This is a genomic window from Shewanella sp. HN-41, from assembly GCF_000217915.1.
Taxonomy (GTDB): Bacteria; Pseudomonadota; Gammaproteobacteria; order Enterobacterales; family Shewanellaceae; genus Shewanella.
Genome location: NZ_AFOZ01000006.1, coordinates 1 through 24,026 on the forward strand (window position 1 = coordinate 1; position 24,026 = coordinate 24,026).

The 24,026-nt window shown below is 45.8% G+C and carries 40 protein-coding genes; 33 read left to right on the forward strand and 7 right to left on the reverse strand.

All coding sequences use genetic code 11. From position 1 onward, the window contains the following. Window positions 1–291: 291 nt before the first annotated feature. From rpsJ to rplQ, 28 genes are all read left to right on the forward strand, one after another. Window positions 292–603, forward strand: coding sequence for a 30S ribosomal protein S10 (rpsJ, locus tag SOHN41_RS00755; protein ID WP_011070616.1), 312 nt, complete (start codon window positions 292–294; stop codon window positions 601–603). 27 nt (window positions 604–630) lie between these two features. Beyond that, window positions 631–1,269 (forward strand): 50S ribosomal protein L3, encoded by a 639-nt coding sequence (rplC, locus tag SOHN41_RS00760; RefSeq protein ID WP_007644356.1) that lies wholly within the window; start codon window positions 631–633, stop codon window positions 1,267–1,269. A 17-nt stretch (window positions 1,270–1,286) separates the two neighbouring features. Next, window positions 1,287–1,892, forward strand: coding sequence for a 50S ribosomal protein L4 (gene rplD / locus SOHN41_RS00765; protein ID WP_007644364.1), 606 nt, complete (start codon window positions 1,287–1,289; stop codon window positions 1,890–1,892). Beyond that, a complete protein-coding gene (rplW, locus tag SOHN41_RS00770; protein ID WP_025008843.1) occupies window positions 1,892–2,194 on the forward strand; it encodes a 50S ribosomal protein L23 in 303 nt (100 codons plus the stop codon). The genes rplD and rplW overlap by 1 nt, the downstream gene beginning before the upstream one ends. 16 nt (window positions 2,195–2,210) lie before the next feature. Then, a complete protein-coding gene (gene rplB / locus SOHN41_RS00775) occupies window positions 2,211–3,035 on the forward strand; it encodes a 50S ribosomal protein L2 (protein ID WP_007644390.1) in 825 nt (274 codons plus the stop codon). 14 nt (window positions 3,036–3,049) lie between these two features. Then, window positions 3,050–3,328, forward strand: a complete 279-nt coding sequence (gene rpsS, locus SOHN41_RS00780) for a 30S ribosomal protein S19 (RefSeq protein ID WP_006083596.1) — start codon at window positions 3,050–3,052, stop codon at window positions 3,326–3,328. Between the two features lie 15 nt (window positions 3,329–3,343). Continuing rightward, window positions 3,344–3,676, forward strand: coding sequence for a 50S ribosomal protein L22 (gene rplV / locus SOHN41_RS00785; protein WP_006083595.1), 333 nt, complete (start codon window positions 3,344–3,346; stop codon window positions 3,674–3,676). Between the two features lie 9 nt (window positions 3,677–3,685). Next, the gene (gene rpsC / locus SOHN41_RS00790) at window positions 3,686–4,378 is read left to right on the forward strand and encodes a 30S ribosomal protein S3 (RefSeq protein ID WP_007644428.1); all 693 of its coding nucleotides are present in this window, start codon (window positions 3,686–3,688) and stop codon (window positions 4,376–4,378) included. An 11-nt stretch (window positions 4,379–4,389) separates the two neighbouring features. Next, complete coding sequence (rplP, locus tag SOHN41_RS00795) at window positions 4,390–4,800, forward strand: 50S ribosomal protein L16 (RefSeq protein ID WP_006083593.1); 411 nt, start codon at window positions 4,390–4,392, stop codon at window positions 4,798–4,800. Continuing rightward, the gene (gene rpmC, locus SOHN41_RS00800; protein WP_007644429.1) at window positions 4,800–4,991 is read left to right on the forward strand and encodes a 50S ribosomal protein L29; all 192 of its coding nucleotides are present in this window, start codon (window positions 4,800–4,802) and stop codon (window positions 4,989–4,991) included. The genes rplP and rpmC overlap by 1 nt, the downstream gene beginning before the upstream one ends. Next, a complete protein-coding gene (gene rpsQ, locus SOHN41_RS00805) occupies window positions 4,991–5,239 on the forward strand; it encodes a 30S ribosomal protein S17 (RefSeq protein ID WP_037457745.1) in 249 nt (82 codons plus the stop codon). Before rpmC ends, rpsQ begins: the two co-directional genes overlap by 1 nt. Window positions 5,240–5,417: 178 nt before the next feature. Next, window positions 5,418–5,786 (forward strand): 50S ribosomal protein L14, encoded by a 369-nt coding sequence (rplN, locus tag SOHN41_RS00810; protein WP_006083590.1) that lies wholly within the window; start codon window positions 5,418–5,420, stop codon window positions 5,784–5,786. An 11-nt stretch (window positions 5,787–5,797) separates the two neighbouring features. Next, window positions 5,798–6,112 carry a 50S ribosomal protein L24 gene (gene rplX, locus SOHN41_RS00815; RefSeq protein WP_007644431.1) on the forward strand — a complete coding sequence of 105 codons (315 nt, stop codon included), beginning with the start codon at window positions 5,798–5,800 and terminating at the stop codon, window positions 6,110–6,112. A gap of 12 nt (window positions 6,113–6,124) precedes the next feature. Beyond that, window positions 6,125–6,664, forward strand: coding sequence for a 50S ribosomal protein L5 (gene rplE, locus SOHN41_RS00820; protein WP_007644432.1), 540 nt, complete (start codon window positions 6,125–6,127; stop codon window positions 6,662–6,664). Window positions 6,665–6,674: 10 nt separating this feature from the next. Next, complete coding sequence (gene rpsN, locus SOHN41_RS00825; RefSeq protein WP_007644433.1) at window positions 6,675–6,980, forward strand: 30S ribosomal protein S14; 306 nt, start codon at window positions 6,675–6,677, stop codon at window positions 6,978–6,980. Between the two features lie 24 nt (window positions 6,981–7,004). Continuing rightward, window positions 7,005–7,397, forward strand: coding sequence for a 30S ribosomal protein S8 (gene rpsH, locus SOHN41_RS00830; RefSeq protein ID WP_007644434.1), 393 nt, complete (start codon window positions 7,005–7,007; stop codon window positions 7,395–7,397). Between the two features lie 10 nt (window positions 7,398–7,407). Beyond that, window positions 7,408–7,941 carry a 50S ribosomal protein L6 gene (gene rplF, locus SOHN41_RS00835; RefSeq protein ID WP_007644435.1) on the forward strand — a complete coding sequence of 178 codons (534 nt, stop codon included), beginning with the start codon at window positions 7,408–7,410 and terminating at the stop codon, window positions 7,939–7,941. A gap of 10 nt (window positions 7,942–7,951) precedes the next feature. Then, window positions 7,952–8,302 (forward strand): 50S ribosomal protein L18, encoded by a 351-nt coding sequence (gene rplR, locus SOHN41_RS00840; protein ID WP_007644436.1) that lies wholly within the window; start codon window positions 7,952–7,954, stop codon window positions 8,300–8,302. A gap of 12 nt (window positions 8,303–8,314) precedes the next feature. After that, window positions 8,315–8,818, forward strand: coding sequence for a 30S ribosomal protein S5 (rpsE, locus tag SOHN41_RS00845; RefSeq protein ID WP_007644438.1), 504 nt, complete (start codon window positions 8,315–8,317; stop codon window positions 8,816–8,818). Between the two features lie 6 nt (window positions 8,819–8,824). After that, window positions 8,825–9,007, forward strand: a complete 183-nt coding sequence (gene rpmD / locus SOHN41_RS00850; protein WP_007644440.1) for a 50S ribosomal protein L30 — start codon at window positions 8,825–8,827, stop codon at window positions 9,005–9,007. 3 nt (window positions 9,008–9,010) lie between these two features. Continuing rightward, the gene (gene rplO, locus SOHN41_RS00855; RefSeq protein ID WP_006083581.1) at window positions 9,011–9,445 is read left to right on the forward strand and encodes a 50S ribosomal protein L15; all 435 of its coding nucleotides are present in this window, start codon (window positions 9,011–9,013) and stop codon (window positions 9,443–9,445) included. A gap of 7 nt (window positions 9,446–9,452) precedes the next feature. Beyond that, a complete protein-coding gene (secY, locus tag SOHN41_RS00860) occupies window positions 9,453–10,793 on the forward strand; it encodes a preprotein translocase subunit SecY (protein WP_007644459.1) in 1,341 nt (446 codons plus the stop codon). 21 nt (window positions 10,794–10,814) lie between these two features. After that, window positions 10,815–10,928, forward strand: a complete 114-nt coding sequence (gene rpmJ / locus SOHN41_RS00865; protein ID WP_006083579.1) for a 50S ribosomal protein L36 — start codon at window positions 10,815–10,817, stop codon at window positions 10,926–10,928. Between the two features lie 117 nt (window positions 10,929–11,045). Continuing rightward, entirely contained in the window at window positions 11,046–11,402 is a 357-nt protein-coding gene (gene rpsM / locus SOHN41_RS00870; RefSeq protein WP_011787581.1) for a 30S ribosomal protein S13, read from the forward strand. A 15-nt stretch (window positions 11,403–11,417) separates the two neighbouring features. Next, window positions 11,418–11,810, forward strand: coding sequence for a 30S ribosomal protein S11 (gene rpsK / locus SOHN41_RS00875; protein WP_006083577.1), 393 nt, complete (start codon window positions 11,418–11,420; stop codon window positions 11,808–11,810). Between the two features lie 32 nt (window positions 11,811–11,842). Then, complete coding sequence (gene rpsD, locus SOHN41_RS00880; protein ID WP_007644467.1) at window positions 11,843–12,463, forward strand: 30S ribosomal protein S4; 621 nt, start codon at window positions 11,843–11,845, stop codon at window positions 12,461–12,463. A 24-nt stretch (window positions 12,464–12,487) separates the two neighbouring features. Beyond that, window positions 12,488–13,477 (forward strand): DNA-directed RNA polymerase subunit alpha, encoded by a 990-nt coding sequence (locus tag SOHN41_RS00885; RefSeq protein WP_007644468.1) that lies wholly within the window; start codon window positions 12,488–12,490, stop codon window positions 13,475–13,477. A 40-nt stretch (window positions 13,478–13,517) separates the two neighbouring features. Beyond that, complete coding sequence (gene rplQ / locus SOHN41_RS00890) at window positions 13,518–13,913, forward strand: 50S ribosomal protein L17 (protein ID WP_007644470.1); 396 nt, start codon at window positions 13,518–13,520, stop codon at window positions 13,911–13,913. Window positions 13,914–13,975: 62 nt separating this feature from the next. Here rplQ and SOHN41_RS00895 read toward each other — a convergent pair whose 3' ends face one another. The 6 genes from SOHN41_RS00895 to ccmA form a co-directional block, all read right to left on the reverse strand. After that, window positions 13,976–14,890, reverse strand: a complete 915-nt coding sequence (locus SOHN41_RS00895) for an ABC transporter substrate-binding protein (protein WP_007644471.1) — start codon at window positions 14,888–14,890, stop codon at window positions 13,976–13,978. Between the two features lie 195 nt (window positions 14,891–15,085). Next, a complete protein-coding gene (gene ccmE / locus SOHN41_RS00900) occupies window positions 15,086–15,574 on the reverse strand; it encodes a cytochrome c maturation protein CcmE (RefSeq protein ID WP_007644472.1) in 489 nt (162 codons plus the stop codon). Next, a complete protein-coding gene (gene ccmD, locus SOHN41_RS00905) occupies window positions 15,571–15,771 on the reverse strand; it encodes a heme exporter protein CcmD (protein WP_037457749.1) in 201 nt (66 codons plus the stop codon). The genes ccmE and ccmD overlap by 4 nt, the downstream gene beginning before the upstream one ends. Further along, window positions 15,771–16,517, reverse strand: coding sequence for a heme ABC transporter permease (locus tag SOHN41_RS00910; RefSeq protein ID WP_037457750.1), 747 nt, complete (start codon window positions 16,515–16,517; stop codon window positions 15,771–15,773). Before SOHN41_RS00910 ends, ccmD begins: the two co-directional genes overlap by 1 nt. Before the next feature lies 1 nt (window position 16,518). Then, on the reverse strand, window positions 16,519–17,205 hold the full coding sequence (gene ccmB / locus SOHN41_RS00915; protein ID WP_007644473.1) for a heme exporter protein CcmB: 687 nt from the start codon (window positions 17,203–17,205) through the stop codon (window positions 16,519–16,521). Between the two features lie 11 nt (window positions 17,206–17,216). Continuing rightward, on the reverse strand, window positions 17,217–17,867 hold the full coding sequence (gene ccmA / locus SOHN41_RS00920) for a cytochrome c biogenesis heme-transporting ATPase CcmA (RefSeq protein WP_007644474.1): 651 nt from the start codon (window positions 17,865–17,867) through the stop codon (window positions 17,217–17,219). 316 nt (window positions 17,868–18,183) lie between these two features. On the opposite strand from ccmA, the gene SOHN41_RS00925 reads away from it, so the two are divergent. Then, a complete protein-coding gene (locus SOHN41_RS00925) occupies window positions 18,184–18,483 on the forward strand; it encodes a c-type cytochrome (protein ID WP_007644475.1) in 300 nt (99 codons plus the stop codon). Between the two features lie 82 nt (window positions 18,484–18,565). Here the strand turns inward: SOHN41_RS00925 and ccmI are convergent, their stop codons facing one another. Next, a complete protein-coding gene (gene ccmI / locus SOHN41_RS00930) occupies window positions 18,566–19,813 on the reverse strand; it encodes a c-type cytochrome biogenesis protein CcmI (RefSeq protein ID WP_037457751.1) in 1,248 nt (415 codons plus the stop codon). A gap of 400 nt (window positions 19,814–20,213) precedes the next feature. Between ccmI and SOHN41_RS00935 the strand changes: the two genes are divergently transcribed. Genes SOHN41_RS00935 through SOHN41_RS00950 form a run of 4 tightly spaced genes read left to right on the forward strand, consistent with a single transcriptional unit; the run spans window position 20,214 to window position 23,813 of the window. Continuing rightward, a complete protein-coding gene (locus tag SOHN41_RS00935; RefSeq protein ID WP_007644477.1) occupies window positions 20,214–22,193 on the forward strand; it encodes a heme lyase CcmF/NrfE family subunit in 1,980 nt (659 codons plus the stop codon). An 11-nt stretch (window positions 22,194–22,204) separates the two neighbouring features. After that, window positions 22,205–22,759: a DsbE family thiol:disulfide interchange protein gene (locus tag SOHN41_RS00940; protein WP_007644478.1), complete on the forward strand. Its 555-nt coding sequence runs from the start codon at window positions 22,205–22,207 to the stop codon at window positions 22,757–22,759. Continuing rightward, window positions 22,756–23,235, forward strand: coding sequence for a heme lyase NrfEFG subunit NrfF (nrfF, locus tag SOHN41_RS00945; RefSeq protein ID WP_007644479.1), 480 nt, complete (start codon window positions 22,756–22,758; stop codon window positions 23,233–23,235). Before SOHN41_RS00940 ends, nrfF begins: the two co-directional genes overlap by 4 nt. Beyond that, window positions 23,232–23,813 (forward strand): TlpA disulfide reductase family protein, encoded by a 582-nt coding sequence (locus tag SOHN41_RS00950; RefSeq protein WP_007644481.1) that lies wholly within the window; start codon window positions 23,232–23,234, stop codon window positions 23,811–23,813. The genes nrfF and SOHN41_RS00950 overlap by 4 nt, the downstream gene beginning before the upstream one ends. Window positions 23,814–24,026: the final 213 nt, after the last annotated feature.

Here is a 24,026-nt window from a genome sequence, read left to right on the forward strand (position 1 = left end):
TTATTGGGGCTGGCGTTATTTTAAATTTTGTGTAAAATGCTCGCCACTCTGAAGTTGAATAGTCTTTTTGATGACTATTTACACAGTGGGCTTGATATCTAAATTTAGATGGGTATAATGGCCCCCTCGTTGACCTAGGTCGACGAATATAAATGATTAGTCAATTAAGTTAATCATTATCATAGCGGCTCCGATTGGGAGTCGAACGGTTAAATCATCTCGCTCTGCTTTTCCAGTAAGGAAGAAGCTAGAGGGTGATTTTTTATGTGTCCATTTTAGGAGCTCTGGTCAATGCAGAACCAAAGAATCCGTATCCGCTTGAAAGGATTTGATCATCGTTTAATTGATCAGTCTACAGCGGAAATCGTTGAAACTGCTAAGCGTACTGGCGCCCAGGTACGTGGTCCTATTCCACTACCTACGCGCAAAGAGCGTTATACCGTTTTGATCTCTCCGCACGTTAATAAAGATGCTCGTGACCAGTACGAATTACGTACTCACAAGCGCCTGGTTGACATCGTAGAGCCAACTGAAAAGACTGTAGACGCGTTAATGCGTTTAGATCTTGCGGCTGGTGTCGACGTACAGATTAGCTTGGGTTAATTGAGATCCTTAGAAGAGGTTTGAGAGATGGCTATCGGTCTTATTGGTCGTAAAGTTGGTATGACTCGCATCTTCACTGAAGATGGTGTTTCAATACCTGTTACAGTAATTGAAGTTGCTGGCAACCGTGTTACTCAAGTGAAAACTTTAGAAACTGACGGCTACCGCGCACTTCAAGTTACTACTGGTACCAAAAAAGCCAATCGCATCACTAAACCAGAAGCAGGTCACTTTGCCAAGAGCGGTGTTGAAGCCGGTCGTGGTTTGTGGGAAGTGCGTCTGGCAGACGGTGAAGGCGAGGGCATTGAAGTTGGTGCTGAGCTAAATGTTGATATTTTCGCTGATGTAGCGAAAGTTGATGTTACTGGTCAATCAAAAGGTAAAGGTTTCCAAGGCGGCGTTAAGCGTTGGAACTTCCGTACTCAAGATATGACTCACGGTAACTCTTTGTCGCACCGTTCGAACGGTTCTATTGGTCAGAACCAAACGCCTGGTCGCGTATTTAAAGGCAAAAAAATGTCAGGCCACATGGGTGCCGAGCGTGTTACTACTCAAAATCTAGAAGTTGTTCGTGTAGATGTTGAGCGTAACCTGCTACTGGTTAAAGGTGCTGTTCCGGGCGCAACTAATGGCGACCTGATCATCAAGCCTGCAGTTAAAGCTTAAGGTCTGAGGAGATAGTAATGGAATTGGTATTGAAAGACGCACAAAGCGCTCTTGAAGTTTCCGAAACTACCTTCGGCCGTGACTTTAACGAGGCACTGGTTCATCAGGTAGTTGTAGCGTACGCTGCAAACGCGCGTCAAGGCACTCGTGGCCAAAAGACTCGTGCGGAAGTAACTGGCTCTGGCAAAAAGCCATGGCGCCAAAAAGGCACTGGCCGCGCTCGCGCTGGTAGTGTCAAGGGCCCAATCTGGCGTGGCGGTGGCGTAACATTCGCTGCTAAAACCCAAGATCATAGCCAAAAAGTTAACAAAAAGATGTACCGCGGCGCGCTGAAAAGCATTCTGTCTGAATTGGTACGTCAAGAGCGTCTGGTTGTTGTTGAATCTTTCGGTGTTGAAGCTCCTAAAACTAAAGAGCTGAAAGCTAAATTGAAAGCAATGAACTTAGAAGACGTTCTGATTGTAACTGCAGAAGTTGATGAGAACTTATTCTTAGCAGCTCGTAACCTGTACAAGGTTGACGTTCGTGACGTAGCGGGTCTAGACCCAGTTAGTCTGATCGCGTTCAACACTGTGCTTGTGACTGCTGACGCAGTGAAGCAAATCGAGGAGATGCTAGCATGATGATCCGCGAAGAACGTTTGCTAAAAGTTATTCTCGCTCCACATATCTCTGAAAAGAGCACTGTGAATGCTGAGAAGCACAACACTGTTGTTTTCCGCGTAGCTATCGATGCAACTAAAGCTGAAATTAAAGCTGCTGTTGCTAAGCTATTTGAAGTTGAAGTTGATTCAGTTCGCACTTTAGTGAGCAAAGGCAAAACTAAACGCACTGGTGGCCGTACTGGTCGTCGTAGCGATTGGAAAAAAGCCTATGTGACTCTAGCTGCTGGTGCTGACATTGATTTCGTCGGCGGCGCTGAGTAAGCAAAGGAGAATTATCATGGCAGTTATTAAGTGTAAGCCAACCTCTCCAGGTCGTCGCCACGTTGTTAAAGTGGTGAACACTGACCTGCATAAGGGTAAACCCTTTGCTGGCCTGTTGGCGAAAAAATCTAAAAGTGGTGGCCGTAACAATACTGGCCGTATCACTGTCCGTCACGTTGGTGGTGGTCACAAGCAGCATTACCGTTTAATCGACTTCAAACGCGATAAAGACGGTATCCCTGCAAAGATTGAGCGTCTGGAATACGATCCAAACCGTACTGCGCACATCGCTCTAGTACTGTATGCGGATGGTGAGCGTCGTTATATTCTTGCTGCTAAAGGCATGCAAGCTGGCGACAAGATCCAGTCTGGTGTTGAAGCCGAAATCAAAACCGGTAACGCAATGCCACTGCGCAACATTCCTGTAGGTTCTGTTGTGCACGCTGTAGAAATGAAGCCTGGTAAAGGTGCTCAGATCGCGCGTTCAGCGGGTGCTTATGTACAAGTTGTTGCTCGTGATGGCGCATATGCCACTCTACGTCTTCGCTCTGGCGAAATGCGTAAAGTGCCAGTTGATTGCCGCGCAACATTTGGTGAAGTTGGTAATGCCGAACATATGCTACGCCAGTTAGGTAAAGCAGGTGCTAAGCGCTGGAGAGGCATTCGCCCAACAGTTCGCGGTGTTGCAATGAACCCAGTAGACCATCCACACGGTGGTGGTGAAGGCCGTACTTCTGGTGGTCGTCACCCAGTGACTCCATGGGGTGTGCCAACTAAGGGTTATAAGACTCGTAGTAACAAGCGCACTGACAAGTACATCGTACGTCGTCGTAATAAATAGTAAGAGGATTCGCCATGCCACGTTCTCTCAAGAAAGGTCCCTTCATTGACCTGCACTTGCTGAAGAAGGTAGAGAAAGCGATGGAAGCCGGTGACAAAAAGCCTATTAAGACTTGGTCACGTCGCTCTATGATCATTCCAAATATGATTGGTTTGACCATCGCTGTCCATAATGGTCGTCAGCACGTTCCTGTGTTCGTAACTGACGAAATGATCGGCCACAAACTTGGTGAATTCTCACCAACTCGCACTTATCGCGGCCATGCTGCTGATAAGAAAGCGAAGAAGCGTTAATACGGGAGGAATAAGATGGAAGTTTTAGCTAAACATCGTTTTGCCCGTACGTCTGCGCAGAAGGCCCGTCTGGTTGCCGATCAAATTCGTGGTTTGCCTGTTGCTAAGGCACTCGAAATTTTGACTTTCAGCCCGAAAAAAGCCGCCGTACTGGTTAAAAAAGTACTTGACTCAGCTATCGCAAACGCCGAACACAACGAAGGTGCGGATATTGATGAGCTAAAAGTAGGAGCCGTCTTTGTTGACGAGGGTCCAACTATGAAGCGTATCATGCCACGTGCTAAAGGCCGCGCTGATCGTATCATGAAGCGTACCAGCCACATTACTGTGGTTGTATCAGATCGCTAGGAGAGAGCAATGGGACAGAAAGTACATCCTAATGGTATCCGTCTGGGTATCACCAAGCCTTGGATCTCTACCTGGTACGCAGATAAGTCAGATTATGCCAATAATCTGAACAGCGACTGGGAAGTGCGTAAGTTTCTTGTAGAGAAGCTACAAGCTGCGTCAGTATCTAAGATTGTTATCGAACGTCCAGCGAAAAGCATCCGCGTTACGATTCACACTGCCCGTCCAGGCGTTGTGATTGGTAAGAAAGGTGAAGACGTTGAAGTATTGCGTGCTGCAGTTTCAAAACTTGCTGGCACTCCTGCTCAAATTAACATCGCTGAGATCCGTAAACCTGAGCTAGATGCCAAATTAGTTGCTGACTCTATTGCACAGCAATTAGAGCGTCGTGTGATGTTCCGTCGTGCTATGAAGCGCGCGGTACAAAACGCAATGCGTATTGGTGCTCAAGGTATCAAAGTTGAAGTTAGTGGCCGTCTAGGCGGTGCTGAGATTGCGCGCTCTGAGTGGTATCGTGAAGGTCGTGTACCTTTACATACTTTGCGTGCTGATATCGACTATTCTACATCTGAAAGTCACACTCAATACGGTGTGATTGGTGTTAAAGTTTGGATCTTCAAAGGTGAAGTTCTGGACGGAATGCTGCCACAGATTGAAGAGCCGAAACAGCAGCAACCTAAGCGCAAGCCTCGTGGTAAATAGGAGAGCCGGCAATGCTGCAACCTAAACGTATGAAGTTTCGCAAGATGTTCAAAGGCCGTAACCGCGGTCTAGCGAACGGTACCGAAGTTAGCTTTGGTACTTTTGGTCTGAAAGCAGTCGGCCGTGGCCGTTTAACTGCACGTCAGATCGAATCTGCACGTCGTGCCATGACACGTCACATTAAGCGTCAGGGACAAATTTGGATTCGAGTTTTCCCGGACAAGCCGATTACCTCTAAGCCTCTTGAAGTGCGTATGGGTAAAGGTAAAGGTAACGTTGAATACTGGGTATGTCAGATTCAACCTGGTAAGGTTCTTTATGAGATGAATGGTGTTTCTGAAGTGATCGCTCGTGAAGCGTTTGCTTTAGCTGCCGCCAAGCTTCCAATTAAGACTACCTTCGTAACTAAGACGGTGATGTAATGAAAGCGAGCGAACTAAGAGAAAAGAGCGTTGAAGAACTGAACGCTGAACTACTTGGTCTGCTGCGTGAGCAGTTCAACCTGCGTATGCAACACGCCACTGGTCAGTTGACTCAGACTCATCAACTGAAATTAGTGCGCCGTAATATTGCGCGCGTTAAGACCATTATTACTTCTAAGGCGGGTGCATAATGTCTGATAAAATCCGTACTTTGCAGGGTCGTGTCACTAGCAACAAAATGGACAAATCTATTACTGTTGCTATCGAACGCCAAGTGAAACACCCAATCTATGGGAAATACATTAAGCGTACGACTAAGATCCATGCACATGACGAAACTAATCAGTGCAATGAAGGTGACGTAGTCGCAATTCGCGAATGCCGTCCTTTGTCTAAGACTAAATCTTGGACCCTGGTTGAAGTAGTATCAAAGGCCTAAGATAATTAGGTATTTAGGTAAACGGCTCCAGTATTTGGGGCCGTTTGTTTTTTAATACTATACTTTCCACTTTTATGGTGTTATATTTGCGCGCCATTTTTGACTAAATTAATAGCAGAAATTGGCGTTTATAGTCCCATAGTGGGAATTGTGTAGTAACGATAGCGGAGCACTTAAAATGATCCAAATGCAATCGACTCTTGACGTCGCATGTAACAGCGGCGCACGCAGAGTTCAGTGTATTAAGGTCTTGGGTGGCTCTCATCGTCGTTATGCCGGTATCGGCGACATTATCAAAGTTTCTGTAAAAGAAGCGATTCCTCGCGCTAAAGCGAAGAAAGGTGATGTGTATAACGCGGTGGTAGTCCGTACTAAGAAAGGCGTACGTCGTCCAGACGGTTCTGTCATTCGCTTCGATCGGAATGCAGCGGTTCTTTTGAACAACAACCTGCAGCCGATTGGCACTCGTATCTTTGGACCAGTGACACGTGAATTGCGTAATGAACAATTCATGAAAATTGTCTCGCTGGCACCAGAAGTACTGTAAGGAGCTTCAAAATGGCAGCTAAAATCCGTCGTGAAGACGAAGTGATTGTATTGGCAGGTAAAGACAAGGGTAAACGTGCTAAAGTTTCTCAAGTCCTACCTACTGGTAAATTAATTGTTGAAGGCATCAATCTTGTCAAAAAACACCAAAAGCCAAACCCACAATTGGGCGTAGCTGGCGGTATTGTTGAGAAAGAAGCACCGATACAAGCATCAAATGTAGCGATTTTCAACTCTGCCACTGGCAAAGCTGATCGCGTTGGTTTCCGCTTTGAAGACGGCAAAAAAGTTCGTTTCTTCAAATCGACCAGTGAACTCGTTAAGTAATTGGAGTAAACGATGGCGAAACTGCATGATAAATACCAAGAGACTGTTGTCGCTGAACTTGCTAAAAAGTTCGGTTATACCAGTGTCATGCAAGTCCCTCGGATTGAGAAAATCACCCTGAATATGGGTGTTGGCGAAGCTGTTGCAGACAAGAAAATCATGGAACATGCTGTCCGTGATATGACTGCGATCGCTGGTCAAAAACCAGTAGTGACTGTTGCTCGTAAATCAGTTGCTGGTTTTAAAATCCGTGAAGGCTACCCTATTGGCTGTAAAGTGACCCTGCGCGGTGAGCGTATGTGGGAATTCTTAGAGCGTTTAGTCGATATCGCAATCCCACGTATTCGTGACTTCCGTGGCTTAAGCGCTAAAGCGTTTGACGGCCGTGGTAACTACGCAATGGGCGTGCGTGAGCAGATCATTTTCCCAGAGATCGATTATGATAAAATCGATAAAATTCGCGGTATGGATATTGTTATCACTACTTCTGCGAAGACTGACGAAGAAGGTCGTGCTTTGTTAGACGCTTTTAACTTCCCATTCAAGAAATAAGGGTAGCGTAATGGCAAAATCATCAATGAAAGCACGTGAAGTTAAACGTGCACAGCTCGTAGCTAAGTTCGCTGAAAAGCGCGCCGCTCTTAAAGCTATTATTGTCAGTCCAACTTCTTCTGACGAAGATCGTTGGGATGCAGTATTAAAGTTGCAAGCTCTACCACGTGATTCCAGCGCTGCGCGTCAACGCAATCGTTGTAATCAAACTGGTCGCCCACATGGTTTCCTACGTAAGTTCGGCTTAAGCCGTATCAAGTTACGTGAAGCAACCATGCGTGGTGAAGTTCCTGGCCTACGTAAGGCTAGCTGGTAAGCACTTGTCACGGAGTAAGCTAATATGAGCATGCAAGATCCTATTGCGGATATGTTAACCCGTATTCGTAACGGCCAAGCTGCTAACAAAGTATCTGTGAAGATGCCTTCTGCTAAGTTGAAAGTCGCTATCGCGAAACTGCTTAAAGAAGAAGGTTACATCGCTGATTACGCCGTAGCAGATGAAGCCAAGCCTGAACTGGAAATTACTTTAAAGTACTTCCAAGGCCAACCAGTCGTTGAGACTATCCAGCGCGTAAGTCGTCCTGGTCTTCGTATTTACAAAGGTAAAAACGAACTTCCAAAGGTGATGGGCGGACTGGGTGTCGCAATTGTGTCCACTTCTAAAGGCTTGATGACTGATCGTGCCGCCCGCCTTGCAGGCATGGGTGGCGAGGTTATCTGCTACGTAGCATAAGGAGCTAGGAATGTCTCGTGTAGCAAAAGCACCAGTATCTATTCCAGCTGGCGTAGAGGTGACCTTAAACGAACAGACCCTGACCGTCAAAGGCGCGAAAGGTAGTCTGACTCGAGTGATCAACAATGCGGTCAATGTTGTTATTGAAGCTGGCGTAGTTAAGTTCCTCCCTGTTGAAGGCGTAGTTAACGCTTGGGCACAGGCTGGTACAACTCGTGCATTAGTAAACAACATGGTTGTTGGTGTATCTCAAGGTTTTGAGCGTAAGTTAAAGTTAGTTGGCGTTGGTTACCGTGCGAAACTCGTCGGTGCTGATATTGACCTGACTTTAGGTTTCTCTCATCCGTTAGTACACAAACTGCCCGCAGGCGTTACTGCAGAGTGCCCTAGCCAAACTGACATCGTCCTACGTGGCGTTGATAAACAGTTAATTGGCCAAGTCGCTGCTGAGATTCGCGGATATCGTCCACCAGAGCCATACAAAGGCAAGGGTGTTCGCTATGACGACGAAGAAGTACGCCGTAAAGAGGCTAAGAAGAAGTAGGTAACGCGATATGGATAAGAAAACATCTCGCTTACGTCGCGCTATTCGCGCTCGTAAGAAGATCCAAGAGCTGGGCGTGAACCGTCTGGTTGTACATCGTACACCGCGTCACATTTATGCTCAGGTGATCAATCCTGAAGCTCAGGTGGTGGCAGCTGCTTCGACCGTGGAAAAAGCGGTTAAAGAGCAACTGAAGAGTACCGGTAACGTAGACGCGGCTAAAGCAGTAGGTAAGTTTGTTGCTGAGCGCGCGATCGAAAAAGGCGTAACTTCTGTTGCGTTTGATCGTTCTGGTTTCAAGTATCACGGTCGTGTAGCTGCTCTAGCAGATGCTGCTCGTGAAGCTGGCCTCCAGTTCTAAGGGGTTATAAAAATGGCTAAATTAGAAGCTCAGCAAAAAGACGATCTGCAAGAGAAATTGATTGCAGTTAATCGTGTTTCTAAAGTAGTTAAGGGCGGTCGTATCTTTAGCTTCACAGCACTAACAGTAGTGGGTGACGGTAATGGTAAGGTCGGCTATGGCTATGGTAAAGCGCGCGAAGTTCCAGCAGCAATTCAAAAAGCTATGGAAAAAGCCCGTCGTAACATGGTGACCGTGGAGTTGAATGCAGGTACTCTGCATCATCCAGTTAAAGGTCGTCATACTGGTTCTCGTGTATACATGCAACCAGCATCACAGGGTACCGGTATTATCGCCGGTGGCGCAATGCGTGCCGTATTGGAAGTAGCAGGCGTGCATAACGTTCTGTCAAAAGCATACGGTTCTACTAACCCGATCAACATCGTTCGCGCGACTGTCGATGCATTGGTGCACATGAAGTCACCTTCGCAAATCGCAGCTAAGCGTGGCCTGAATGTTGACGAAATTCGGGGGTAATGCACCATGGCAACTAAAACTGTAAAAGTTACTCAGACTAAAAGTGCTATCGGTCGTTTACCAAAACACCGTGCAACCTTAACAGGTCTTGGTCTGCGTCGCATTGGTCACACTGTTGAATTAGAAGATACTCCTTCTGTTCGCGGTATGATCAACAAGGTCTACTACATGGTTAAGGTGGAGGATTAATAGATGCGTTTAAATACTCTATCTCCAGCTGCAGGCTCTAAGCATGCACCAAAGCGCGTAGGCCGTGGTATGGGTTCAGGCTTAGGTAAAACAGCGGGTCGTGGTCATAAAGGCCAAAAATCTCGTTCTGGTGGCGGTGTACGCCCTGGCTTCGAGGGTGGTCAAATGCCACTGAAGATCCGTTTACCTAAATTTGGTTTTACCTCGCGTCGCGCTATGGTAACAGCTGAAGTTCGTGTACTCGAACTGGCTAAAGTTAACGGTGATGTTATCGACTTAAACGCTCTGAAAGATGCGAACGTTATTACTCGCAACATCCAGTTTGCGAAAATTGTTCTTTCAGGTACCATTGAGCGCCCTGTGACTGTTAAAGGTCTGAAGGTAACCAAAGGTGCACGTGCAGCGATTGAAGCTGCTGGCGGTAAGATCGAGGAATAATACGTCGATGGCAAAACCAGGACTTGATTTAAAAAGCGCGAAAGGTGGACTTTCTGAGTTGAAAGCTCGCCTCCTGTTCGTGATTGGTGCGATTATCGTCTTTAGAGCCGGTTCGTTTGTGCCAATTCCTGGTATTGACGCAGCTGTATTAGCAGAGCTGTTTGCTCAGCAAAGTGGAACCATCCTTGGCATGTTTAACATGTTCTCGGGTGGTGCCCTTGAGCGTGCTTCTATCTTTGCATTGGGTATCATGCCGTATATTTCGGCATCTATCATTATGCAGTTATTGACTGTTGTGCATCCCGCACTCGCTGAATTGAAAAAAGAAGGCGAGTCTGGACGTAAAAAAATCAGTCAATATACTAGATGGGGCACCTTAGTGCTGGGTACATTCCAGTCGGTCGGTATTGCAACCGGGTTACCAAACTTAGTGCCAGGCCTTGTGGTCAACATTGGATTTGGATTTTACTTTGTTGCGGTTGTCAGCTTAGTTACTGGAACTATGTTCCTGATGTGGCTAGGTGAGCAGATTACCGAACGTGGTATAGGTAACGGTATCTCGATTCTGATTTTCGCAGGTATTGTTGCTGGATTACCTTCCGCTATCGGCCAAACGGCTGAGCAGGCGCGTCAAGGTGACTTGAATGTGTTAGTATTGTTGTTGCTCGCGGTAATTGTATTTGCTGTGACTTACTTCGTCGTATTTGTAGAACGTGGTCAACGTCGTATCGTCGTTAACTACGCTAAGCGTCAGCAGGGCCGCAAGGTGTTCGCTGCGCAGAGCACACATTTACCTTTGAAGATAAACATGGCGGGTGTAATTCCCCCAATTTTTGCGTCAAGCATCATTTTGTTCCCTGGAACACTGGCTCAGTGGTTCGGTCAAAATGAATCCATGTCATGGTTGAGTGATTTTTCATTGGCTGTGTCACCTGGACAACCGCTTTACTCATTATTATATGCAACAGCAATTATTTTCTTCTGTTTCTTCTATACTGCGTTGGTGTTTAACCCACGTGAGACAGCTGATAACCTGAAGAAGAGTGGTGCATTCATCCCTGGGATCCGTCCTGGAGAACAGACTTCGCGTTACATTGATAAAGTAATGACCCGTTTGACATTAGCAGGCGCGTTATACATTACCTTTATCTGCTTAATTCCGGAGTTCATGTTAATCGCATGGAAAGTACAGTTCTATTTTGGCGGTACTTCACTACTCATTATGGTAGTTGTGATCATGGACTTCATGGCTCAGGTTCAGACCCATATGATGTCTCATCAGTATGAGTCTGTGATGAAGAAAGCTAACCTAGTAAACAAAGCGAATTTAGATCGCTTTGGTCGCTAATTAGCTTTACGGAGTGATGAAATGAAAGTTCGAGCTTCCGTGAAGAAGATCTGCCGTAACTGCAAGATCGTCAAGCGTAGTGGCGTTGTACGCGTTATCTGTGTTGAACCAAAACACAAACAGCGTCAAGGCTAATTAAGAAAATTTGTTCAGCCCAATTTTGGGCTGAACAAAATATTGTTTGCAAATCTGTCAGCTGTCGAGTATCCTTTCGGGCTTTTCGCAGTTGGCCTTTAACTTAAGGAGTGCATAGTGGCCCGTATCGCTGGCATTAACATTCCTGATCAAAAGCATACAGTCATCGCATTGACTGCAATTTTCGGCATCGGCCGTACTCGCGCAAGAGCAATCTGCGCGGCTACAGCAATCGCTGAAACTGCTAAGATCAAGGAATTGAGCGAAGCTCAAATAGATACACTACGCGAAGAAGTTGCCAAATACTTAGTAGAAGGTGACTTACGTCGTGAGATTTCAATGAACATCAAGCGTCTTATGGATCTTGGTTGTTATCGTGGTCTCCGCCATCGTCGTAGCCTGCCTCTTCGTGGGCAACGTACTAAGACCAATGCGCGTACGCGTAAAGGTCCACGTAAACCAATTAGAAAGTAACGGGAAGGTAAAGCAATGGCTAAAGTTCCGTCACGTTCTCCGCGTAAGCGCGTACGTAAACAGGTTGCAGATGGCATGGCTCATATCCATGCTTCTTTCAACAACACTATTGTCACCATTACAGATCGTCAAGGTAATGCGTTGTCATGGGCTACTTCAGGTGGTTCAGGTTTCCGTGGTTCACGTAAATCTACTCCATTTGCTGCACAGGTGGCTGCTGAGCGTGCAGGTGCTGCTGCTCAAGACTACGGTTTAAAAAACCTTGAAGTGTTTGTGAAGGGTCCAGGTCCAGGTCGTGAGTCAGCCATTCGTGCGCTGAACGCTGTTGGTTATAAAATTACCAACATTACCGATGTGACGCCGATCCCTCATAATGGTTGTCGTCCTCCTAAAAAGCGTCGTGTATAACGCCGTTTCATTAGGATAGTTGGAGAAAGATCATGGCAAGATACTTGGGTCCCAAGCTCAAGCTCAGCCGCCGAGAAGGTACAGACCTTTTCTTAAAAAGCGGTGTGAGAGCAATCGATTCAAAGTGTAAACTGGAATCTGCACCTGGACAGCATGGCGCTCGTAAGCCACGTCTGTCAGAGTACGGCTTACAGTTACGCGAAAAACAAAAAGTTCGTCGTATTTACGGTGTGTTAGAAAAACAATTCCGTAACTACTACAAAGATGCTGCACGTCTGAAAGGCAACACTGGTGAAAACCTGTTGCAACTTTTAGAAACCCGTTTAGATAACGTTGTTTATCGTATGGGCTTCGGTGCGACTCGTGCAGAATCACGTCAGCTAGTAAGCCATAAATCAATTATGGTTAACGGTCGTGTTGTTAACATTCCGTCATTCAAAGTGTCTGCGAATGATGTTGTGAGCATCCGCGAGAAGTCACGCACTCAAGCTCGTATCAAAGCGGCTTTAGAAGTGGCAGCTCAACGCGAGAAGCCTACATGGGTTGAAGTCGACAACGCGAAAATGGAAGGTGCTTTCAAGCGCGTTCCAGAACGTAGCGATTTGTCTGCGGAAATTAACGAACAGCTGATCGTCGAGCTTTACTCTAAGTAAGGCTAACAAACAAGAGAGGACACAATGCAGGGTTCTGTTACAGAATTTCTTAAACCGCGTCTCGTTGATATCGAGCAGGTTAACTCAACACGTGCCAAGGTGACACTGGAACCGCTTGAGCGTGGTTTCGGCCACACTTTAGGTAACGCGTTGCGTCGCATCCTATTGTCGTCTATGCCCGGCTGCGCGGTTACCGAAGTCGAGATTGACGGTGTACTGCACGAATACAGCAGTAAGGAAGGCGTACAAGAAGATATCCTTGAGATCTTGTTAAACCTGAAAGGGTTAGCAGTGACTATCGAGGGTAAAGACGAGGCTATGCTTACGTTGAGCAAGTCCGGCGCAGGCCCTGTCATCGCAGCAGATATCACGCATGATGGTGATGTCACTATCGTGAATCCTGATCATGTTATCTGTCATTTGACGGGTAACAATGATATCAGCATGCGTATTCGCGTTGAGCGTGGTCGTGGTTATGTGCCAGCATCTGCTCGTGCACAGACCGAAGACGATGATCGCCCAATCGGCCGTTTGCTGGTTGATGCTTCTTTCTCGCCAGTCGCACGTATTGCCTACAATGTAGAAGCAGCTCGTGTTGAACAGCGTACTGACTTGGATAAACTCGTTATCGATATGACCACTAACGGTACTATCGATCCTGAGGAAGCTATCCGTCGTTCTGCAACCATCTTAGCCGAACAGCTAGATGCGTTTGTTGAGCTGCGTGACGTGACTGAGCCAGAATTGAAAGAAGAGAAACCGGAGTTCGATCCGATTCTGTTGCGTCCTGTCGACGATTTAGAGCTAACTGTACGTTCGGCTAACTGCTTGAAAGCCGAAGCGATTCATTACATCGGAGATCTGGTACAGCGTACTGAAGTTGAGCTGCTTAAGACACCTAACCTAGGTAAGAAATCTCTTACTGAAATTAAGGACGTTTTGGCTTCTCGCGGACTGTCGTTAGGTATGCGTTTGGAAAACTGGCCTCCAGCTAGTTTAGCAGACGACCTATAAGTCTCAGGTTTGTACAGATTTAGGTTATAAGGATTAGGTCATGCGCCATCGTAAGAGTGGTCGTCAACTTAACCGCAACAGCAGCCACCGCCAAGCTATGTTCCGTAACATGGCAAGCTCACTGGTTCGTCATGAGATCATCAAGACAACCGTAGCTAAAGCGAAAGAACTGCGTCGCGTAGTTGAGCCTCTGATAACACTTGCTAAGAGTGACAGCGTTGCAAACCGTCGTTTAGCGTTTGCACGTACTCGCGACGCTGAAGTCGTAGGTAAGTTATTTACTGAGTTGGGTCCACGTTACCAGGAACGTCCTGGTGGCTATACCCGTATCCTTAAGTGCGGTTTACGTGCTGGTGATAAAGCCCCTATGGCTTACATCGAGCTAGTTGGTCGCCCAGAAGCTGCTCAAGCTGTTGATGTTGAAGCTGCTGAATAATTAAGGTTACACATTTAAAAAACCGGGCTATTGCCCGGTTTTTTTATTTCTTTCATTTACTTTCAGTCCACCCATAAAGTTTGTTTTTCTATTTCTTTAGGTAGATTTAGCTGCCATTTTTCAACCCCTTGTCGACTGAACATGAAGGTTCCAAGATCATCCGTTACCGGAAAAATATTTTCTGGTTTTTCGCCCGCAAGGATCTTAGCTGCCATTTTCGCTGCTATGGTTCCGTGATGATAGCCATCCAGCACGTAGCCACCAATGTTACCCTCGGCGGAGACACTGAATCCCCAAAAGCCAAAATTAGGCACCGGTGTATTTTCAGCAATCCATTTAAGCAGTTGTTCAGCGTCGACGGAACGATTGTCGGCATCTCTTACCGTCTGGTAGAGAGCTACAACAATGGCGTTATAGCCTTGTTCTTTGGCCGACAATACTTGTTGTTGCCATTCCTCTAGGCGATTCAGTTGTACAATGCTGACCTCAATATCGCTCAACATGCTCGACTGTTGTTTACTGATATAATCGGCGGCAAGTTTTGATGTATTCCCTTGATCGAACATCACCAATATTTTTCTATGCTGTGCTTGTGGTAAGAGACGGTGGATAAGAATTAACGAGCGTTTAAGCAAAGGTCTTTCAAGTACCCCAGTGAAAAGTTTATGTTGATTTAGATGGTACTCTCTTGGGTTCATATTAACCCCGAGATAGACCACTGGGATCTGACTGGTATCTAATCGTTGATGCAGGAAATTAACGGCATTATCATCAGCGAGGATGACAAGCTGCGGTTTTTGTTGTTCGATGAACTGCCAAGCCTTATCTGCTCGTTCCGCATGTTGACTCTTGGGCTTGCGCTTTGTATCCATTTCAAAATAGCTCACTTCATGTTGTGGAGTGAGGTTATCAAGAATAGCCTGATAGTATTGTTTGTCCCACTGATAACCCTGATGGTAACTTTCAATGACAACCACTTTCGCCGCATAGGCGTTAGAAAGGTTGCTACATAATACGAGCAGAAGTATTAGCAGACATCGGTTGATTAAGGACGTTAGAGAGACCATGTACAGTTTTCTTTAGGGAAACTGCTTTTATTATAGTTCAGCTTTTGCCGTTGAAATTTAGGGATAAAAAAAGCCTCACGAAGAGGCTTTTGGAGATTGAATTAATTACTTGGGCGCCGGCGTTTTTTGCTGGCTGTAGTCGAGTTTTTCGTGTTTTTGACCCATGGCCTCGGCAACTTCAGGCGGCATATAGTTCTCATCATGCTTAGCTAACACTTCAGTTGCCGCGAGTTTGCCATCCTCTCCTAACACGCCTTGGGCGACAATGCCCTGTCCTTCACGGAATAGATCGGGCAATAGGTCATCATAGGTCACGAGGATTTCACCACCCAATGAGTCGTGTACTGCGAATTGTACATGCAGACTATTTGGGTCGCGTACCATTGAGCCGACAGTCACCATGCCACCCACACGAATGCGTTGTCCTACTTCGGGTTTCACTCCTGTGTCAGTTTTACCGTGAACAATCTCAGAGGGTGTATAGAACAGGTTGAGGTTGGAGTTCAGCGCATACAGTAAAAGCGAAGCAATCGCGGCAACACCACCGATTAATGCTACAGCTAGCGTCAGTCTCTTTTTGCGTCTTGGGTTCACGATTTGGTACTCCTAGTTTCTTTAAGGCGCTCTTCTCGGTTCATTTTCTTGGCAATCTCAATCAAGACTTTACGCTTTTGACGCGTACTCGTAATGATGAGTGTAGACAAGCAGACGAAGGTCACACCGTAGGATAGCCAGACATAGAATGCATAGCCGCCCATATTGAAAAAATCACTGATTGAATCGAACTGCATTATTTGACCTCCTCAGCCTTCGCAAGTTCACGCACCCAAGGGCGCATGCCATTTCTTGCTAAAATCTCTGCTTTAAACCTCACGATAGTGATGGCACCTATCATAAGGCCGAAACCTAAAATATTGATTAAAAGTGGATACAACATTTCAGTCGACATGGTCGATTTAGAGGTAATTTTAATTGTCGATGGTTGATGTAATGAGCTCCACCACTCAACGGAATATTTAATAATTGGGATATTAATGACCCCTACGATCGCTAAAATCCCCGCCGCACGTGCCGCAAGTACTTTGTCTTCAAAAGAAGCATAAAGCGAGATCACACCTAAATAGAGGAAAAGCAGTACCAACTCAGAGGTTAGGCGTGCATCCCATACCCACCAAGTGCCCCACATAGGTTTACCCCAAGCCGCACCAGTGAAGAGCGCAATAAAGGTAATGACTGCGCCAATAGGGGCGATGGAAGCTGCTGCCCAGTCAGCAAGCTTGACCTGCCAGACAAGGCCAATAAAGGCGGCTGTCGCCATGCCCATATAAGCTGCCATCGACATAGAGGCCGCTGGAACATGGATAAAGATAATGCGGTAGCTATCACCCTGTTGGTAATCGGTCGGGGCAAATAGCAATCCCCAGACTGTGCCTACGGTAATAAAAAGACAGGCTAAAGTAGCAAACCAAGGAAATAAGGTTCCTGATAATTTATATGCGCGTTCAGGATCCGCGTAAGGGTGTAACCATTTCCACATTTTAGTTAGTACTCACTCGCAGAGATGCACCAATTGCAAAAGGTGCCAAGGTTAACGAACCGATCAACATAGCGCCAATTATAGCGAGCTGACCATCATAGGGTAAATTCATTCCTGCCGCATCTATAGCACTGGTAGCGAAAATCAGCACTGGAATATACAGAGGCAAAATAAGCAAGCTGAGTAGTACACCACCTTTGCGTAAGCCGACCGTTAACGCTACACCAATAGCGCCAAGTAGCGAAAGAACCGGTGTCCCGAGGGCGAGTGTTGCAATGAGAGCGCCGTAACTGTTGCTATCGAGATTGAGAAGTACTGCGAGTAGTGGCGCTATGATGATCAACGGTACGCCGGTGAGTATCCAATGGGCGAGTACTTTAGCGAGTACGAGAATCGATAAGGGCTGTGGACTCAACAGCATTTGCTCTAAGCTGCCATCACTAAAGTCAGCTTTGAATAAACGTTCAAGTGAGAGCATGGATGCGAGCAATGCCGCGACCCAAATGATCCCTGGTGCAACACGGGCTAACATCTGTGGTTCTGGCCCAATGCCCAAAGGAAATAAGGTCACGACCATTACAAAGAATAATAAAGGATTAAAAATATCACCACGGTGACGGATGGCAATTTTAAGATCCCGCTGTAGCAAGGTAAAAAATGCCTGAGTAAAACTGATGCCTCTTTTCATTATACTTAACCTTATACGAAGCGATAATCTAGACGAATTTTACGCAGCCTATCATCTTTGATAATGCCCATATCTTGGTGAGTCGTGAGGATCACGCAGCCACCATTATCCGCATGTTGGATAAATAACTGTTCCAGTTCTTCAACACCTTTTTTATCGATAGCAGTAAAGGGTTCATCGAGGATCCAAATTCTACTGTTGTTGTGCCAGAGCCGTGCTAAGGCAGTTCTGCGATGCTGGCCAGCAGACAAATGCCCTGCAAGCGCTTCTTCAAAGCCAGTTAAGTTGACTTTGGCTAAAATTGAAGCTGTATCAAAATCATCATAGCCACTGATTCTTAAATTGAAATTAAGGTTTTCTTCGGCAGTTAATTCGCACTTTACTCCGGCAAGATGACCTAAATACAGCAAGTCTTCATTGTACTCATCGCGGCAACTGTTGATATCTTCATTTATGTAAAAGGTTTGTCCGGCATAGGGGCGAGAAAGGCCTGCCAGAATGCGTAGTAAGCTGGTTTTGCCTGCGCCATTGGGTCCTTCTATTTGGACTATATCACCAGCATTAATTTCGAAACTTAATTCATCAAACAGGATACGTTCTTCGCGGATACATGTCAGCTTGCTCGCTGATACCAGTGTGTTTACTGAAGTTATATTTGTCACTGAACCCTCTATCTCAAGCCGGAAGGAAACACAAGTGATTCTAACACAAACGTTATTGGGGGTTTACTCTTGCTTTGTACTAGTTGTCAGCAATTTGATGTGGTTCCAATAACCGCAATATTTATCGAACTTTTTTACGACTTGCTAATATATTAACGAATTTGTCACGCTTGTCGCCTGATAAGATTTACGCTGAGATTCTAATCACAAAAAGATGAGATTTATTGAAGTTTGTAGTAATCTTAGTCCGCTATAATGAGTCTGCCTCGAAGGGCAGCGTCGAGCTTTGTACGTATTTGCATTAGGAACATTGAACATGAAAAAACTGTTAGCAATGACTGCAGTCGCTGCTTTGACTATGTCAGTCAACGTGTCAGCTCAAGAAGCTGAAGCTATTTTCAACAAGGCATGTACCGTATGCCACAGCATGGGTGTTGCTGGTGCTCCAAAAGCGCATAACGCTGCAGAATGGGAACCACGCTTAGCTAAGGGTATTGATACTCTACTGCACAGTGTTAAAACCGGTCTAAATGCTATGCCACCAGGTGGTATGTGTACTGATTGTACTGATGACGATTACAAAGCAGCTATCGAATTTATGTCTAAAGCTCAGTAATTTTCTCTGTGTTTAAAAAAACCGGCGCGAGCCGGTTTTTTTATATCTGCAATAAGCTGGTCGCTTAAATTATGGGTGCGTATTATTGCACTTGAGTATCCAGAATGAGACTGGCACTTTCACCCACAGCAACTTTGCTGATTTTACCTTGAATATCGCCCGCTTGAGGTTTGATATTGCCATGCTTAGATAATACCGCAATGACTTCCACATTAGCGGCTTGACTGAGCTTTACATCACCCCCCATACCTGTGCTGTCATCTAAAGTGACCGTCACTGGTAAAGATTTTGCGCTGACTTTAGTGGCCGCTAGAGGGATCTTTGGACCTTCGGTGGCACGTGCAAATACAAATATAGTATCTTCAGGGCTGGCCTTGGCGGCAAGTTCGGGGGAAATTGAGATAGCAATACTCACTGATTTGTTCGTGACCTTAGCTGGTTTGTGTGTGTCATCGTTGGGCATTCCCGTAGTTTCAGCTTGCATCCGCAAATTGGCGGTTTCGATAGCTTCCATCAATGCCGCGCGATCAACATCAGTACGGTCACTGTCGAGAATGGTTTGCCACGAGGTGATCGCTTTTTTGTAATCTGCCGTGAAAAAAGCATCCATACCCACGAGAAGAAGGGTTGACGGATCCTGTGGATCCATTGCTAAGGATTCCTCGATCAGTGCTTGAATTTGTGGCGTCATTTGCTGGCCAGCCTTGTAGTACATCGCGGTGGCTTTGGGGCCTAACAATTCCGCGTGTTTGCCCACTAATTCCATGACTTTATCGAATGCGGCAATGGCCTTATCGAATTGATTTACAGAAACATAGGCGTGACCTAGGCTAAACCAGGCTTGGCTGTTCTCAGGTTCTGCTTGAATCTGAGTTTCCATCATTTGTACGCGTTGTGCCATAATTTGCGCCGCATCCATGCCTGCATGGGGATTGGCGGGTTGGATATTACCGATGTTTTGGAAGGCACCTAAATGTTGGTAGAGGTAACCCGAGATGACAATCAAGCATACCGACATGATCGATGGCCAGAGAATGGTTTTGGGTTTGATTTGATTTATTAGGGAATCATCACCCGCTTGTTTGATATCTTGCAGCAAGCTGATTTCCAGTTCTTTCTTTAAAGCATCGAATTCGGCTTGATCTAGTAATTCTTCGCTAAGCTCTTTTTCGAGAGTCGCCAGACGTTCATTGAACAATTCAAGGTTAGTTTGTTTGCGCACGCCGGCTTCTTCAGTGCGTAACAACTTTTGCTGTCTGAAATGCGGGATCCAGATCAGCGTTAGGCTGACCAACACAACAAGCGCAATAAAAATCCAAAATGTCGTCATTGTTTCTATATTCACTTTAGTTTGCATAAAAGCGGTGTTACCGCCGGCTTGGAAGCAAGATTATACGTAAAGATTATTCATTGAACAGTAATATAAGGTATTCACAACGCTGAAAGCTTATAGTTGGGCACTGGTTCACAAATTGATCCTTCTTGTCAAATTTGTATGAAACTTAAGGCTCATCTATCTGTCACATCCAGAACTGTAGGCCTTGTATGACTTTTATTTACCTCAAAAATTGAGAATGAGACAAGTCACCCAGTTTTGTACGAAAGAGGCAGACAGGAACAATAGCAAATACTAAAATGAGCAAAATTTCGTGCGTTTGTGTGAACAGCATGTTGTGCGTTGGTCTAGAATCTTTCTAAATCAACATATTATTAGAGACTGAGGAAAACCCATGATCCCAGAACTTGGACACTTTTCGTTGATAATAGGGGTGGCATTTGCCTTCTTATTAATCAGCGTTCCCCTAATAGGTGTTGCCCGTAAAGATCAATATTTAGTGAGATATGCCTGGCCGTTAACGTATGGAATGTTCTTCTTTATCACTTTATCTGTGATATCGCTTGGTTATAGCTTTGCTGTCGATGATTTCTCTGTCGCCTATGTTGCGCATCACTCAAATTCTCAGTTACCTATCTTCTTTAAGGTTGCGGCCGTATGGGGCGGTCACGAAGGGTCACTACTATTTTGGGTGTTCGCCCTGTCGACCTGGGCAGCATCGGTAGCCTTATTTAGTAAAGGCTTAGAAGAAGTGTTCACTGCCCGAGTACTGGCGGTGTTAGCACTGATTGTGATTGGCTTTAGCTTATTTATGCTGCTCACATCGAGCCCATTTGAACGTTTGTTTCCTATGCCAGCAGAGGGGCGTGACTTAAACCCTATGCTGCAGGATGTGGGATTAATCTTCCATCCACCTATGCTGTACTTAGGTTATGTGGGTTTCTCGGTGAGTTTTGCCTTTGCCATTGCAGCCTTAATGAGTGGTCGTTTAGATTCTGCTTGGGCTCGTTGGTCACGTCCTTGGACATTAGCCGCTTGGATTTTCTTGACGGGTGGCATTGCATTAGGTTCTTGGTGGGCATATTACGAACTAGGTTGGGGCGGCTGGTGGTTCTGGGATCCAGTTGAAAATGCCTCCTTTATGCCTTGGTTAGTCGGTACTGCGCTGGTTCATTCTTTGATTGTGACCGAGAAACGCGGTGCTTTCCGTAACTGGACTGTATTGCTGTCTATCTTCGCATTCTCTTTAAGTTTACTCGGTACCTTTATTGTTCGTTCTGGGGTGTTGACCTCAGTGCACTCATTCGCAGCCGATCCAAGCCGCGGCATGTTTATTCTATTGTTACTCGGTTTAGCCATCGGTGGTTCGCTTACTTTGTTTGCCTTCCGTGCAAGCGAAATGAGCAGTCCAGCCCGTTTCGAACTGAAATCTAAAGAAACGATGCTACTCGTTTGTAACGTGTTACTGACAGTGGCTGCAGGTACAGTATTGTTAGGAACTTTATACCCACTGCTGATCGATGCGTTAGGCATGGGTAAGATCTCTGTTGGACCTCCATACTTCAACGCGGTGTTTGTGCCTATCGTACTGGTGCTGTTTGCCTTTATGGGAGTAGGTCCAATCATTCGTTGGAAAAAGTCCAAAGCGGGTGAGTTGAAACGTCAGTTACTACTGCCAGCACTCATTTCAATTGCAATTGGCGTTGTGATGCCATTCATTATTGATGGTGCCTTTAATGCGTGGGTGGCCTGTGGTATCGCTGCCGCTACCTGGATTGTTCTGGCGACAGCAAGAGCGGCTTATAACATTGTTAAACCCAAAGAGGGCGATGTTAGCATGGCTCGTATGGGGCGCAGTCAACTTGGCATGATCCTCGCGCACTTAGGCATTGCGGTTTCAGTGATTGGTGCCACTATGGTGTCCAATTACTCGATTGAGAAAAGTGTTCGTATGGGCCCGGGTATCAGCCAAGAGTTAGCGGGTTATACCTTTAAATATCTTGAAACTAAGAATGTTGTCGGTCCTAATTACACCGCACAGCAAGGTCAGATAGAGATCTACAAAGGCGATAAACTGCTAACGTTACTCAAGCCAGATCGTCGCCAGTACAATGTCCGTACTATGGATATGACTGAAGCTGGCATCGATTGGGGTCTATTCCGTGATTTGTATGTGACTATGGGTGATCCTATCAGCAGCACTGAGTTTGCAGTACGTTTAAACTACAAGCCCTTCGTTCGTTGGTTATGGTTCGGAGCCATTTTTATGATGATCGGTGGTTTCTTTGCTGCATCAGACAAACGGTATCGCTCAAAAGTCACTGAGGTTGTTAAGCCGCAAGCTGGCAAAGTGAAATTGGCAACGGCTCAATAGTTGAGGAATGTATGAAGAAGTTGGTTCTGTTTATCCCATTGGTCATATTTCTCGCCATGGGGGTGTTTCTATATAAAGGCTTATTTCTGAATCCACAGCAATTGGATTCGGCACTGGAAGGAAAGCCTATTCCGGCTTTCCAACTGGAACGCCTTGAAACACCAGCTGAGATCATTACGAATGAACAATTGAAAGGTAAAGTGTCATTACTCAATGTGTGGGCGACTTGGTGTCCATCTTGTAAATATGAGCATCCTTTCTTAGTGATGTTAAAACGTAAAAATCTTCTGCCAATATACGGGATTAACTATCGTGATGAACGTGTTCCCGCATTGGAAGAGTTACGGCGTCAGGGAGATCCCTATAACGTCAATATTTATGATAAAGATGGTCGTTTAGGATTAGATCTTGGCGTTTACGGTGCACCTGAAAGTTTTGTGGTTGATCATAATGGTATTATTCGCTATCGCTATGCAGGTCCAATCGACCAGCGTGTATGGAGCGAAACCCTCTATCCAATGATCCAACAATTACAAGCTGAAGCAGTGAAGGATGGCGCATCATGAAAACGCTGATAAAAATTATGGGTGGTCTAGTACTGCTGTTCAGTATGACGACCGCCATCATGGCAACACCAGTTGATACTTACGAATTCAAAACACCTGAAAATCAAAAACGTGGTTTGTCTTTGGCCCATGAGCTGCGCTGCCCACAGTGTCAAAACCAAAACTTGATCGACTCAAACTCACCGGTTGCGCGCGATCTGCGTCTTGAAGTCTTCAAGATGGTAGACGAAGGTAAAGGAGATGATGAAATCATCGAGTTTATGACCAGTCGCTATGGTGAGTTTGTACTCTATAAACCCAAAATGGAGACTAAGACCTATATTCTCTGGTTAGGTCCAGTTGCCCTATTGCTATTAGGCCTACTCATTGGTTTTGTCTTTATTCGTAAGCAACGTATCGGTGGCAATGCTCCACAGGAAATCAGCGTCGAAGACCAAAAGGCGTTGGATGTGTTACTCAAGCGTGATAACAAATGAAGTCATTTGCCTTAGTTGCAATCCTAGCGAGTCTGTCTGTCGCCTTTGCTGGTGGTGCCCAGGCGTACCCAGGCATGCAACAGTCAACGAAACCAGTAGAGTCAACGGTCGATCTGATCAATGTGTTGCCTAAGACATTCCCTATCAAACCCGTAGCCTTTAATGATGTCGATGGCAAAGCCATCGACTTCAGCCACTACAAAGGTAAAGTCATCATGGTTAACATGTGGGCAACTTGGTGTCCACCCTGCGTCAGAGAGCTACCTGCCATTGAGAGATTGGCGGCTAAGTTTAAATCGGAAGACTTTGCGCTGCTGCCAATATCCATTGATGCCGAAGGCAAACAACAGGTGCAATCGTTTTTAACCTCATTAGGGATGACTGAATTTAACTCTTATTACGATCCTGAGCAAAATCTCGGGCAGGTCTTTCCATTAGATACTATCCCTGCGACTTTTATTCTCGATCAAAACGGTCAGCTCATTGCATTTGTGCGATCTTTTGTAGATTGGGATGACACAAAAGCTATCTCATTAATCCAAGGTTTTATTGATAAAGGCCGTGAAAAGCCCAATTAATCGGCATTCTGCACGTAAAAGAATCACCATCGTTTAAAAGATCGCCATGCGATCTTTTTTCATTAAAAAGCCCTTGCACAAAAAGTTTAGCTGCCTATAATGCGCATCCACTGACACGACAGACGGCGAAAGCAAGCTGACGAGTGAGGTTGAATTGAGTAGGTTACTCTCTGTTGAGAATGGCACTTAATTCAATCGCAGCAAGAAGTTGAA